This is a genomic window from Candidatus Binatia bacterium (genome assembly GCA_036382395.1).
Lineage (GTDB): Bacteria > Desulfobacterota > Binatia > HRBIN30 > HRBIN30 > JAGDMS01.
The window spans coordinates 1-12,787 of the sequence record DASVHW010000171.1; the positions used below are offsets into that span (position 1 = coordinate 1).

The window sequence follows — 12,787 nt, forward strand, 5'->3', positions numbered from 1 at the left end:
GCGCAGGCTCATCGCATTTCTGAATCTCACCTCTCCTTCCATCTGATTGCCGGAGGGTTGTTGAAGCACGTCCCGGTCACGTGATCATTGCTGCCCTACACATCGCTGTTACAGAGGTGTATCTCTTGGAGAAGGCCAGGCTGTCGCTTGCCAGCGAGCCTGGCCCCGTGGTGAGGAACCGAGCATGCGTTACCAAGGCACCGTCTATCGGCCCCCGAGCGAAGCGGGTTCACTGATCATCCAAACGACCCTGGCATGCCCGCACAACCAGTGCGCCTTCTGCGGCATGTACAGAGGACGCAAGTTTCACGTACGTCCGATGGAGGAGGTCATCGAGGATCTGAATGTCGCGCTCCAGGCCTACGGACCGTACGGCGTGGAGACCATCTTCCTGGCCGATGGCAATTCGGCTGTGCTGCCCACTGAGAAGCTGGTCACCATCGGGGCAGCGGCCAGGGCCCGTTTTCCGAATTTGCAGCGGATCACGACCTACGGGTCGGCGAAGTTTCTCGTCAAGAAGAGCCTTGAAGAGTGGCGACGCATAGGCGCAGCGGGCATCACCCGCATCCACTCGGGTCTGGAGTCGGGCGATGCGGCAACGTTACGCGACATCAACAAGGGAGTGACGCCGGAACAAGCAGTGGAAGCGTACCGGCACGTCATGAGCGCGGGCATCGAACTCTCGGTCTACGTCATGGTCGGCGTGGCCGGCATCGAGCGCTGGCGCGCGCATGCTCTGGGCAGCGCCGACGTGCTCACGCAGGCACCGCCGACCTTCATTCGGCTGCGGACCTTCGTGCCGCAACCCGGCACACCGTGGCACGACCGCTGGCGGGATGGGGGTCTGACACTATTGTCGGCATACGAAGCGCTCCACGAAACGCGCTTGCTGATCGAGCACCTCAAAGGCCCCACGACGCTGCTCTCGGACCATATATCGAATTTTCTCGACCTGCGCGGCCGCATCCCCGAGGACAAGCCGGCCATGCTGGGAGAGATCGATGAGGCCCTGCAGTGGCCGCTGAAAGCGTTTCGCCCACCGACCGAGCGGCTGGTCGGGCTGGGCTTGTGAGCCGGATGCTAGCGGCGTTCGACCCGAACGGGGATCGCGTTTAGAACCGCATTCCCCGAGAGAGGATCGATCTCCGCGGGGTCGGTGAGATCGTTGATGCTGGCACCTGCGTGCTGGGCAGCGACGCCCAGCCGGATACCCTCCCCGCAGTGTCCGTAGCCGTGCGGGAGCGCGACCACGCCCGGCATCATGTCGTCGGTAATTTCGACCGGAACGTCCACCGCACCAACCCGACTCGTCACTCGCACCCAATCGCCAGGCGCAACCCGGCGCGATGCGGCGTCCGCGGGGTGAAGGGACAACACGCAGCGTCTCGGACCCTTCACCAGGCTCGGGAGGTTGTGCGACCAGCTGTTGACCGTGCGCATCTCTCGCCTGCTGACGAGCACCAGCTCCGGCGGGCTTTCCGCCATGCTCGTCCGCAGACGCGCCATGTCGGCGATGACCTGGCGCGGCGCCAAGTCGATCTTGCGTGCCGAACTACCAGAACGAATCGGAAGCCGATCTGGCAGGCACGGCTGCATGGGCCCCAGGTCGAGGCCGTGTATCGATTGGCGCAACTTCCTCACCGTCAGGCCGTCTCTCCACCAGCGCATTCCGCTGCCGTATGGACCCGCTCGCAGTGCGAGGTCGACCGCGAGGCGCGAAACCCGCTCGCCGCCGACAGCCAGCAGCGCGCGAAGAGCGAGGGCCTTCACCCATCCGGCTCCACCGCGGGCTCGGAACAGCTGGCTTGAGAGCGCCAGGAGGATGTCGGCGTCGTTCTTTGCGCCGGGCGGTAACGCGAACACGGCCGGCGACCATCGGGCAGTGCTCCGCACCGAGAAGAGCTGAAACACCACGTCGAAATGATCGCGTTCGAGCGGTCCCACCGGCGGGAGAATGACGTGCGCATGCCGAGTGGTCTCGTTCAGGTAGAAGTCGATCGATACCATGCAGTCGAGCTTACCGAGTGCATCGCTCAACCGGTGGCCGGCCGGTGACGAGAGCACGGGGTTCCCCGCCAGAGTGACCAGTGCGCGCACCTGACCGTCTCCGGGTGTCTCGATCTCCTCGGCGAGGGTCGCGCTGGGGAGCTCGCCCATGAACTCCGGCGTCCGGCGCGTTCGCGATTGCCAACGGCCCCGGTCGGTCTTCGGCTGCAGGCGCATCACGTCGACCGGTGGATTGGGAAACATCGCGCCGCCAGGACGGTCAAGGTTACCGCTGACGGTGTTGAGGACCTCGATCAGCCAACTCGCCGTGGTCCCGAATGGAACCGCGCACATCCCCATGCGGCCGTAGCAGACGGCGCTCGGGGCATCCGAGAATGCCAGGGCGATGGCGCGGATGGCGTTCGGCGCAATGCCCACCCGGTCCGACACTGCCTCCGGCGTGAAGCAGGCCACGGTCTTCTCCACCGTGTCCAACCCGTCAACGAACGTCCCCAGCTTACCCAGCCGAATGCGCTTCTCGGTAAAGAGGGTGTGGACCAGTGCCGCGAGCAGCAAGGGATCGGTGCCCGGACGGATGAAGTGATGCTCATTCGCAAGCTTCGCCGTCTCGGTACGCCGCGGGTCAACAACGACAATCCTGCCCCCGCGCTGCTGAATTCGCCGCAGGCGCACCGTCATGCCCGGTGCCGTAACCAGGCTACCGTTGGAAACCACGGGATTCGCCCCGATGATCAGCATGTAATTTGTTCGGTCCACGTCCGGGACCGACATGAACAAGCCGCTGCCGTACATCCAGTGGCTGGCAAGCTGCTTCGGAAACTGGTCGAGTGAGTTGGCGCTGAAGCGTTTTCGCGTTCGCAGCGCGGCAACCAGCGCGTCGCCGAAGAGGATCGCGCCCAGGTTGTGGACAACTGGTTCGCCCAGGTAAATGGCGGCCGCGTCATCGCCGTGCTGGCGTTGCACCTTGCGGATCCCCTCGACGGCGTACGCCAAGGCTTCCTCCCAGCTGACGCGCTCCCACCCGGCCGCGGTGCGTCGGAGCGGCTGACGCAGGCGGTCGGGATCCTCGTGGAGATCCTTCAGCGCCCAGGCCTTCGGGCAGATGTAGCCCTGGCTGAGCGGATCGCGCTGGTCGCCGCGGATGTCCACGACACGCTCGTCTTCCACGCGAACCTCGATTCCACAGCAGGCCTCGCAGAGAGTACACGTTCGGTGGACCACCCGTGGCATGAGGATCTTCTCAGTCCGGCGCGCGCTGTTCGTGTCCAGCCCCTAGCGCATGCTCCGCCGCCAGGAACCCGAAGGTCATGGCCGGCCCGATGGTCGCTCCGGCACCGGGGTACGAGCGCCCCATGACCGAGGCTGAGCAATTGCCCGCGGCGTAGAGCCCGGGGATCGGCTCGCCGCCGTGCGTGAGGACACGCGCGTGGACGTCGGTGCGGAAACCGCCCTTGGTTCCGAGGTCGCCGGGAAACAACAGGACAGCGTAAAAGGGAGGCTGCGCCAGTGGGCCGAGATTCGGGTTCTTACCCGGGGTGTCGCCGGGATAGTAGCGGTCTTGCAGGCTGTCCCCACGGTGGAACTCCGGATCCTTGCCGGTGACGGCCGCTCGGTTGAAACGGGACACCGTCTCCGCCAGGCCCGCGGCATCCACACCGATTTTCCGCGCCAGGCCTTCCAGCGTCTCATCCTTGGTGAAGAAGCTGGCTTTCAGATCCGCGCGCACGAACCTGTCCGGCGCGGCGTAGCTCGGCATCAAGGGGCCGCAGGCATACTTCCGCCGGTAGCTGCGATCGAAGATGAGGAACGCGGGGATGGCGGGAGCTTCCGGCGTGTTGGCGGCGTACATGCTCTTGACCACGTCATCGTACGGTGCGGCCTCGTTCATGAACCGCCGGCCGCGTTTGTTCACCACGATGCTCCCGGGCAAGTTCTTCTCGTAGATCACCATCCACGAACGATCTGAGGCAGGGTACGGGGCGAGGAGGGAGGGACACCACCATGACTCGTCCATCAGATCGAGGCTCGCGCCAATGGCTGTACCCAAACCGATGGTGTCCCCGGTATTGGCATCGCAGCCTCCCGTCCATTCACTGCCCACGGGCGGCCGTTGGTAGTGCTGCCGCATGGCGGCATTGCGCTCGAAACCGCCGGCGGCAAGCAGGACACCCTTCCTTGCCTGAACGCGGACCGGTTTGCCTTGCTTTTCGACCGCAGCTCCCACCACGCGACCGCCCTCGGTGATGAGTTCCTTGATCGAGGTGTTGAGCCACACCGGCACCTTGCGATCCATCAGGGAAAGGCGCAGGCGCCCCACGAGAGCGCGGCCAAGCGTCAGGGTGGTGTTGCAAAGACCCTGCCGCCGAGCCCGGAAATTGGTGTAGTACGATAGCAGCCCGCGCAGCATGAACCAGGTGAGCGACGGCCCCCCGGCCAAGAGGGCCTTGGCATCGGCCACTTTGAACGCCACGCGGCCGCCCATGGCCAGCTTCCCGGGCGGCGGGTAGCGCATCGCCCCAAACTCCGCCCCGAGCTGCAGCGCGTCGAAGACCGCCGGTTCGCACGAACGGCCTCCCGGCTTCCCGCCTTCCACTTCAGGGTAATAGTCCGGGTAGTTCGTCACGCACGTGAAACGAACATGCGAGGTTTCCGCCAAGGTCGCCAGCATGCGCGGGGCGGCATCGATGTATGCCCGCAGTCTCTCCTTGGAGACGCTCCCCTTGGTGACGATCTCGAGATACCGCAAGGCCTGATCGGCTGAATCGCTGATACCATGCTGCGCCATCAGGGGATTATTGGGCACCCAGGCAACCCCGCCGGACAAGGCCGTCGAGCCGCCGTAGACAGCGGCTTTTTCGATCACCAGGGTCTCGCCACCCACATCATGGGCACGCAGCGCGGCAGTCATGCCAGCGGCACCGGATCCCACTACCAAAAAGTCTACGGATGCATCCCACAACGCCATGCGCACCTCATGTAGTGCAGTTCGCCCGACAGAGTAGACACGCCCCGTCCAGGCCGCGCTCCAATAGCGCCTAACCCAGCTGGCGGCAATGACAAAGCTCAGGCCTGCCGGGATCCAGGGGAAAAGGGCGCGTCGTAATTCCTCTGCCCCCCTCCCGTGGTAGGATGCACCCGTACGCGTGGAGTGCACAAGGACGTCTACAACACCGGCTTCCACCTGGTGCTCAAGCCGTTTGACATCGAGAGGATGTACCTCTTCCCGAAAGACCTCCAAGTGCTCGATCTCACCGGCGCACGCGAGGAGGCGGCGCGGGGCGGCCGCAATTGAAGCCGAAGGCGTGGCCGAGGCCAAAGGCATCACCGAGATGAACAAGGCGCTGGTGGGAAGCGGCGGCGAGGTGATGGTCAAACTCAAGCTGGCCGAAGCCTTGGAGGGCAAGCGCATCCTGCTCTTGCCGTTGTCGGGCACGGGCATGGATATCAAGACCACCAACATCAACCAGCTGCTGGAAACCTACGGCGTCAGGAGCCTGTCACAGCAGGGCGGCGAGGCGAAGAAGTAGCCCGCTGGCCGCGCAGGTCAGCAACAATGTCCCGGAAGTTGCCGGGGTCGGGGTGGCGGTTGTTCACCAGGCTCACGGCGTCGGCGATCCCCGCCAGGCGCTCGAGGAGCGCGGACGCAACCTCGTGACGGGGCCGCATCACCGCAATTGCCTCCATCATTTCGTCGGTGATGAGCTCGCTCATCTCGGCCCACCGCCCCTGCTTCGAGAGCCGGTTGAGTTCGGGGTGGAGATCATCCCAACCGTGGCACTCGAGCACCGACTTGTACGCGGGCGTCGAGCCGTAAAACGCAAGCTGCTCCTGCAGCGAGGCGCGGGCCGACTCGTACTCCTGCTCGGTCGTCCACGTCACCACCATGGTCACGCAGACAATCTCGAAGTCGTCGCGGGGGCGTCCCGAGCGCGCCAGGCCGCGTTCGAGCGCGGGGATCGCGATCCGTTCGAGTGACGTGCGGGTGTTGAACGGGTGGGCGAGGAAGCCGTTCGCCACCTCACCCGCCAACTCGATCATGCGGGGACCGAAGCCGCCGAGGAAGATCCGCGGGGACCCATATGGGTTCGGACCGGGGTTGAACGCCGGGATCATGATGGTGTGCCGGTAGAACTCGCCGCTGAAGTCGAGCTTCGAGTGTCCCTCCCATGCGTCCCAGATCGCCCTGATCGCGAGGACCATTTCGCGCATCCGCGCCACCGGCTTCGACCACGTTTCGCTGAAGCGGTGCTCGATATGGGGACGGACCTGGGAGCCAAGGCCGAGCACGAACCGCCCGCCGGTAATCACCTGCAAATCGTAGCCGATGTTGGCGAGCACCATCGGGTTCCGGGCGAAGGCGATGGCGACAGCCGTGCCAAGCTGTAAGCGCCGGGTCGTGCCCGCGGCGATGGCGAGCGGGAGGAAAGGGTCGTGCTTCGACTCGAACGAGAAGCCGCCATCGTAACCGATCTCCTCGAGCTCGCGGAAGACGCGTCCCGCGTTCCGCGGGTCGTCGGTCGGCACCGTTATGTAAATGCGCACCTCGGACTCCCTTCGAAGGATGGGACCGCTGGTCGGATAAAAGGGTGAGTGAAGGGGCTTGAACCCTCAACCCCTGGAGCCACAGTCCAGTGCTCTGCCAGTTGAGCTACACCCACCGTCCGAGGTGAACCCTGGGCAACGCCAGGATACCCTGCTGCGACGAGTCATTCGGCGCTCGTCAGCCTGCGCTACGCCATACGTGATCAATCCCGGCGGTGCAAGAGGAACGACGTCGGAACATGTCCCGCCCCCAGACAAACGGCATCGGGTCAACCCGCGAATGGATTAGTCGGAAGCCGTCGCGCCCGCGCTCGCAGACATGAACGGAACGTCGCCACGCGCTTCGGAGTGGCACACATGACGCAGGCCGGGCGCCGCCCTTTGTTGAAACGCTGCGTCCGACGCGATACATAACCGACAGGATTCATCGTGGAGAGACGCGCGTAAATGGCCACGGTCATCACTTCGGAATGCATCAACTGCGGGGCCTGCGAACCAGAATGCCCGAACACGGCGATTTATCAGGGCGGTGTCGAGTGGGAGCTGAACGGGGTCATGCATCCGTCCATCGCCCAGGACATCTTCTACATCGTCCCCGAGAAGTGCACCGAGTGCGTCGGCTTCCATGATCAAGAAGCCTGTGCGGCGGTGTGCCCGGTCGATTGCTGCGTTCCCGATCCCGACAACCCCGAGGCCGAGGGCGTGCTGATCGCACGAGCCCACACGCTGCATCCCAGCGAGACCTTCCCGCAGAAATTTCCATCGCGTTTCCGGAAAGCGGGTGCCGCGCCGAGCCCCGTGGAGGAAACCACCGCCGCACCGACACCCCCTCCCCGGCCGATCCCCTCACCTCCGCCCAAGCCGGCGGCCCCAGCTGCGGCGGCGCCGAAGCCTGCTGCCGCCGAAGCCGCGCCCCCCGCACCCGCTGCGGCCAAAGCTGCTACAGCTGCGCCCGTGGCACCAGCCGCTGAAGCGACTGCACCGCCGCCCACAGCCAAAGCCGCTGCCCCGGCCGCAGGCGCGGAGAAGAAACCGGCTGCGCCGCAACCCAGTGTCGCACCGGCGCGGGAAAAGAAGGAGAAGGTCTTCTCCGGCGAGCTGGCGGGCAGTTACGATGACGCGGTGGCGCAGCTCGGATCGGCGCGGCGAGACCTACCCCAATCCCTCAAGACTCGGGCGGCGCTGGCCCAGCCGCTTTTGGGCGCTTTGCCGGACTCACGGAAGAAGGCCATAGAGAACACCGTGGGCGACCGTCGGTACTTCACCGCGGCGCGCGCCACCGGGCTGAACATTCTACAGGATATCGTGCTGTATCCTCTGATCCTGGCCGCCGCCGGGGCTTTGATCTCGAACCGGGCGGCCTTCCGCAGTCAACTGGACAGCTGGGTTGCGCTCGGCATCGGCATCGCCGTTCTGGAATCCCTGATGCGGCTGCGTGGGCTATTGCACGCAGCACCGACGTACTGTGGCACCTGGTATGCGGCGCCCCTCGCCGTGCTGATTGGGCCGCTGATCCGCGAGCTGACGCCAGTCGCGACGCACGGAACGATCGCGGTCGACGGCTTTCACGGCGAGGAATTCACGGACAAGTTGGAACGCGAGCGCCGCTACGGCGACGTCTACTCACTGCAGGAACAAGGCAACGGGTTTCTGCTGCGTGTCGAATTTCCGCGGCAGGTCCCGCAGTCCGCTTTGAAGGACCAACTTGGAATTCCGGATGAAATGCCCGATTACGACTACGATCTTTCCTTCCGCAACGGAGTCTTTGTGGTGAAGGGACGAGTGGTGGACAAGAATCTCCGAAAACTGGCCGCCGTCTCCCCCGCATTTCCGCCCGACTTCACCACCAACGTAGAGCTGCCCAAGCCGGTCAAGGCGTTCAAGCACCGCCTGCATGACAAGACGCTTGAGGTGGTCCTCCTCAGGTCGTAGCGCATGAGCAGCGCAATCCTGGGCTTCGGGCACCATCTCCCGGCCGAGGTGGATCGGGTTGGTGTGCGTCGGCCCATCGCCATCGAGGCAGTCGGTCCGTCCACGCTGGCCGTGAGCGCGGCGACGCAAGCGCTCGAGCGCGCGCAACTGACGGCGGCGGCGGTGGACTTCATCATCTTCGCCACCATGACCCCGGACGTGACCTTTCCCGGAGCCGGCTGCTTCTTCCAGCACCAAATGGGGTGCGGCACAATAGGCGCCCTGGACGTACGGGCCCAGTGCGCCGGCTTTCTCTTCGCCCTCGCCATCGCCGATCAGTTTGTGCGGGCGGGCGTCTACGGGAGCGTGCTCGTCGCCGGGGCCGAAGTACATTCCTCCGGTCTGGACTACTCCGGGCACGGCGCCCCGATCGCCCGGCTGTTTGGCGATGGCGCGGGTGCCGCCCTGGTGGGAAAGGGCGCCGGCAGGAGCAGGATCCGCAACGTCGTGGTCCACACCGATGGCCGGCACCATGACCGCTTCTGGTGTGAATACCCCGCGAGCCGGCAGCATCCCGTGCGCATGACGGTCGACAATTTCCGCCAGGGGAAACATTTTCCCGCCATCGACGTCGACGCCGTGCGGCGCTTCGGAGTCGAATCGCTCCCCGCGGTGATTCACGAGTCGCTACACGCCGCGGACACCAAGATCGAGCAGGTGGATCGCTTCATCATCAGCCACCTGCTGCCGGAGGTCTCTGAGTCTGCCGGGAAGACGCTCGGCATCTCGCCGGCGCGCCTGACCATCCCGGCGGCACGGCACGGGCATCTCACGGCCGCAGCACTGCCGGTCGCCTTGAGCGAAGACGTCGCCAGCGGTCAACTCGGTCCGGGCGCCACCGTGTGCTTGGCGGCATCCGGCGCCGGCTACGCCTGGGGCGCGGCGGTGGTGACGCTGTAGGAGGACGTGGTGCGGAATTCGCGCATACTCGCAGTCGGGCACCATCTGCCGGCACGCGTGGTAACCAACGCCGACCTGACGGCGGTGATGGACACCACCGACGCATGGATCCAGCAGCGTACCGGCATCCGCGAGCGGCACTACAGCGAAGGGTCGACCGGCGCCGCAGACATGGGCGCCGAGGCCGCCCGGCAAGCCCTGCAGCGTGCCGGGCTCGCGGCCCAAGACATCGACTGCATCATTTTCGCCACCCTGAGCCCCGACGTCGACATGCCGGCCTCGGCCTGCCTGCTGCAGCACCGCCTGGGCATCGGCGGCATGCCGGCGTTCGATGTGCGCAACCAATGCTCCGGATTCCTCTACGGGCTCGCCATCGCCGATAAGTTCATCAAGACCGGCACGTACGATCACGTGCTCCTCGTCGGTGCGGAAGTGCACTCCACCGGCATAGATCTGACCACGCGCGGACGTGAGGTTGCCGTCATCTTCGGCGACGGCGCGGGCGCGGTCGTCCTCGGCCCGGAAACAAACGCCCAGCGCGGTATCCTGTCAACGCACCTGCATGCCGAAGGGCGGTTCGCGGACAAACTGTGGCTGGAATGCCCTGCCAGCCGGCTGCGGCCGCGGTTGACCGAAGAGATGATCACCGGGGCCGAGGCGCGTATGTTTCCTAAAATGGAAGGACGCTACGTCTTCCGGCATGCGGTGACCCGGTTCCCGGAAGTGATTCGCGAGGCGCTCGACGCCCACGGGCTTTCGCCGCAAGACCTCTCGCTGCTCATCCCGCACCAGGCCAACCTGCGGATCAGCCAGCTGGTGGCCATGGGGCTGGAGCTGCCCGAGGATAAGGTCTTCAACAACATCGATCGCTACGGGAACACCACGGCTGGATCGATTCCCATCGCCCTCTACGAAGCACTCGAAGCCGGACGCGTCCACGATGGCGATCTGGTCTGTCTGGCGGCCTTCGGCGCCGGCTTCACGTGGGCTTCGGCACTCATTCGCTGGTAGAAATGCTCCTCTCTCCGATGACCGCTGCCGATCTCGACGAGGTGCTGGAGATCGAACGGCGCTCGTTTCCCGAACCCTGGAGCCGCGGCTTGTTTCTCCATGAGCTCAAGGTGCCGTTCTCCAGGACCATTCTGGCGCGAGCCGACGATGAGCCGCACGAGTTGCTCGGATACATCTGCCGCTGGCTGGTTGGAGACGAGATCCAGATCCTGAACATTGCAGTCCATCCGGAGCGGCGGCAGCATGGAATCGGCCGCGCCTTGGTGGCGCTGGTGTTGCAGGAGGCGGAGACGCAAGGCACCAACACCGTCACTCTCGAAGTGCGGCGCGGGAACACGGCGGCACTCGTCCTGTACCAGTCGTTCGGCTTCACGGAAAGCGGTGTGCGCCGGAACTACTACGGGCGCGGAGAAGACGCCATCATCATGAGTTGGACGCGCCACGACGACGCGGCAAGCGCCTCGGCAGAACACTGACCGTTCGCCGATGCGTGCCCTGATCGCGTTCGACTTGGACGGCGTCATCTACAGCTCGGAACCGTTCCTGGGCGAGGCCTACCGCGAGGCCATCGCCAATGTGAACGCGCAACGTCCCAACGCCTTCCCCCGCGTGCCCAGCACGCGCGAGATCCTCGACCATGTCGGCTGGCCGGTGCCGGTCATTCTGGCCAGGCTGTTTCCCAACATCGACCGCGCCGCCGTGGACCTGCTTTACGCCGAAACCCTCACAGTCATCTGCGCCAAGGTCGCGCGCGGTGAGGGGATCCTCTTCTCCGGCGTCGCTGAAACGCTGGCGCGCCTGCAAGCGTCAGGCTTCCTGCTCGCCGTGGCTTCCAACGGCAGACGGCGGTACGTCGAAACGGTACTGTCGAGCAACGGGATCGCCCGCCACTTCACCGATTTGATCACGGTCGAGAGCGGCGCAATTGCCGACAAAGCGCAGATTCTTCACGCCTACGTCGAGCGTCACGGCCTGACGCCGCAACAGATCGTCATGGTCGGTGACCGGGCCAGCGATGTCGAGGCCGCCGCTGCCGTCGGTTGTCATTTCATCGGCTGCGACTACGGACATGGCTACCGCAGCGAGATCGAAGGTGCGGGACCGGTGGTGTCCACGTTCGGCGAGCTGCCCGACGTCATTGCAGCGATCTTGGGAGCTGGAAGAAGGCACCTATAACAACTGACGAAGCGTCTCGTTCACGGACTCTCGATGCTTGAACACCTCGGCTACATCGGGGTCCAAAACGACCACGTTCGTTCCCTCCGCGTACCGCTTGGCATACTTGCCGCGAGCGCCGACAGATCACAGGCGCTCAGCGCCTTCGAGTTTCCCGACATCGTGATCGAAGGTTCCAAGGGGAAGATGGCCCGCCTTCCGGGCGATCTCCAGAACCAGGCAATCAGAAAAGCCAAGGGACGGTTTGTGCCGAAAGTGCGCCAGCGCCGCCGTGACCACGTCCGGATCCTGGAGCGTGAGACTGCGGTGATTCAGAAGCATGTCGACAGCGGTGGCGCGCCGCTCGGCGTCCAGTTCGTAAACCGACTCCAGGACCCACAGAGTCTCGGCCAGAACCAGATGCGATACCCAAGCCCCCCGTGTCACGAACGACTCCGCCGCCGTCACCTGCTTTGGATCGTCTCGGGTGATCAGGCGCACCAGGATGTTGGTATCAACCGCGCGCATGCCTCTTCCGCGCGTGCCGCCGGATTCCCTCTTTCAGCTCAGCTAGGCTTCGCCGTTTCGGAGTCTCCGCGAACAGCTGCCGATGAATCTCCTCGGAACTGTATCGACCCGCTCTCCGGACCACGATCCTTTCCCCGTCCTGGTCCCACTCCAGAACGGAACCGGGGCCAAGCCCCAGCTTCCGCCTCACCTCCGCTGGAACCGAAATCTGCCCCTGTGCGGTCACCTTCGACTGTGCGAGCACCATGCATTCCCTGTCGCACATTACCGCAGTAATGACAACCCCTCCTCAACGCACCTGTGCGGCCCACATCGCAGCGCACCTTGCTCTTCACGCGACACTGGGCCGCACTTCGATGTATCCTCATCTGACCCACTCGCGTCATGGGGCGAGTAACGTCCCCAGTTTGTCGAGGACTTCCGACACCGTGGCGCGCGACAGCTTGCACTCATGCGTAGCTTTGCGTGCGGCCCAATCCAGATTCTTGACGTGGTCCGACAGCACAACGCCGGACACCTTCAATCCCGACGAAATTGCCACCTCAAACGGATAGCCCTTGGCTCGACTGGTGATGGGGCACAAAAGCGCCAGCCCCACCTTCCTATTGTAGGCCGCTGGCGACACGACGAGGGCCGGCCGACGCCCCGCTTGCTCGTGTCCAGCCTGCGGGTT

Annotated in this window: 13 protein-coding genes, 1 tRNA gene and 1 pseudogene; 8 read left to right on the plus strand and 7 right to left on the minus strand. The window is 64.8% G+C overall.

Annotation, left to right across the window (positions count from 1 at the left end):
- The first annotated feature begins 184 nt into the window (after window positions 1-184).
- Entirely contained in the window at window positions 185-1,072 is an 888-nt protein-coding gene (locus VF515_07880; protein ID HEX7407553.1) for a radical SAM protein, read from the plus strand.
- A gap of 8 nt (window positions 1,073-1,080) precedes the next feature.
- Here the strand turns inward: VF515_07880 and VF515_07885 are convergent, their stop codons facing one another.
- Window positions 1,081-3,237, minus strand: coding sequence for a molybdopterin-dependent oxidoreductase (locus VF515_07885; GenBank protein ID HEX7407554.1), 2,157 nt, complete (start codon window positions 3,235-3,237; stop codon window positions 1,081-1,083).
- A 10-nt stretch (window positions 3,238-3,247) separates the two neighbouring features.
- The gene (locus VF515_07890) at window positions 3,248-4,972 is read right to left on the minus strand and encodes an FAD-binding protein (GenBank protein ID HEX7407555.1); all 1,725 of its coding nucleotides are present in this window, start codon (window positions 4,970-4,972) and stop codon (window positions 3,248-3,250) included.
- Window positions 4,973-5,155: 183 nt separating this feature from the next.
- On the opposite strand from VF515_07890, the gene VF515_07895 reads away from it, so the two are divergent.
- Both VF515_07895 and VF515_07900 read left to right on the plus strand, forming a co-directional pair.
- Window positions 5,156-5,299, plus strand: coding sequence for a hypothetical protein (locus VF515_07895; GenBank protein HEX7407556.1), 144 nt, complete (start codon window positions 5,156-5,158; stop codon window positions 5,297-5,299).
- Window positions 5,300-5,309: 10 nt separating this feature from the next.
- On the plus strand, window positions 5,310-5,534 hold the full coding sequence (locus VF515_07900) for a hypothetical protein (protein ID HEX7407557.1): 225 nt from the start codon (window positions 5,310-5,312) through the stop codon (window positions 5,532-5,534).
- Here the strand turns inward: VF515_07900 and VF515_07905 are convergent.
- Both VF515_07905 and VF515_07910 read right to left on the minus strand, forming a co-directional pair.
- Window positions 5,494-6,549, minus strand: coding sequence for a TIGR03617 family F420-dependent LLM class oxidoreductase (locus VF515_07905; protein ID HEX7407558.1), 1,056 nt, complete (start codon window positions 6,547-6,549; stop codon window positions 5,494-5,496). The genes VF515_07900 and VF515_07905 overlap by 41 nt on opposite strands.
- A gap of 43 nt (window positions 6,550-6,592) precedes the next feature.
- Window positions 6,593-6,665: transfer RNA gene (locus tag VF515_07910), tRNA-His, on the minus strand.
- 331 nt (window positions 6,666-6,996) lie between these two features.
- Here VF515_07910 and VF515_07915 point away from each other — a divergent pair.
- The 5 genes and pseudogenes from VF515_07915 to VF515_07935 all read left to right on the plus strand — a co-directional run bounded on the left by VF515_07915 (window position 6,997) and on the right by VF515_07935 (window position 11,607).
- Window positions 6,997-7,266, plus strand: a pseudogene (locus tag VF515_07915) (4Fe-4S dicluster domain-containing protein).
- 1,218 nt (window positions 7,267-8,484) lie between these two features.
- Window positions 8,485-9,420: a ketoacyl-ACP synthase III gene (locus tag VF515_07920; GenBank protein HEX7407559.1), complete on the plus strand. Its 936-nt coding sequence runs from the start codon at window positions 8,485-8,487 to the stop codon at window positions 9,418-9,420.
- Window positions 9,421-9,429: 9 nt separating this feature from the next.
- Window positions 9,430-10,431 carry a beta-ketoacyl-ACP synthase III gene (locus VF515_07925; GenBank protein HEX7407560.1) on the plus strand — a complete coding sequence of 334 codons (1,002 nt, stop codon included), beginning with the start codon at window positions 9,430-9,432 and terminating at the stop codon, window positions 10,429-10,431.
- A 2-nt stretch (window positions 10,432-10,433) separates the two neighbouring features.
- Window positions 10,434-10,907 (plus strand): ribosomal protein S18-alanine N-acetyltransferase, encoded by a 474-nt coding sequence (rimI, locus tag VF515_07930; GenBank protein ID HEX7407561.1) that lies wholly within the window; start codon window positions 10,434-10,436, stop codon window positions 10,905-10,907.
- 10 nt (window positions 10,908-10,917) lie between these two features.
- Window positions 10,918-11,607: an HAD family hydrolase gene (locus VF515_07935; GenBank protein ID HEX7407562.1), complete on the plus strand. Its 690-nt coding sequence runs from the start codon at window positions 10,918-10,920 to the stop codon at window positions 11,605-11,607.
- Window positions 11,608-11,733: 126 nt separating this feature from the next.
- On the opposite strand, the gene VF515_07940 is transcribed toward VF515_07935, so the two are convergent.
- From VF515_07940 to VF515_07950, 3 genes are all read right to left on the minus strand, one after another.
- On the minus strand, window positions 11,734-12,114 hold the full coding sequence (locus VF515_07940) for a type II toxin-antitoxin system VapC family toxin (GenBank protein HEX7407563.1): 381 nt from the start codon (window positions 12,112-12,114) through the stop codon (window positions 11,734-11,736).
- Window positions 12,101-12,379 carry an AbrB/MazE/SpoVT family DNA-binding domain-containing protein gene (locus tag VF515_07945; protein ID HEX7407564.1) on the minus strand — a complete coding sequence of 93 codons (279 nt, stop codon included), beginning with the start codon at window positions 12,377-12,379 and terminating at the stop codon, window positions 12,101-12,103. The genes VF515_07940 and VF515_07945 overlap by 14 nt, the downstream gene beginning before the upstream one ends.
- A gap of 117 nt (window positions 12,380-12,496) precedes the next feature.
- A partial coding sequence (locus VF515_07950) for a type II toxin-antitoxin system PemK/MazF family toxin (protein HEX7407565.1) occupies window positions 12,497-12,787 on the minus strand: 291 nt, incomplete at its 5' end.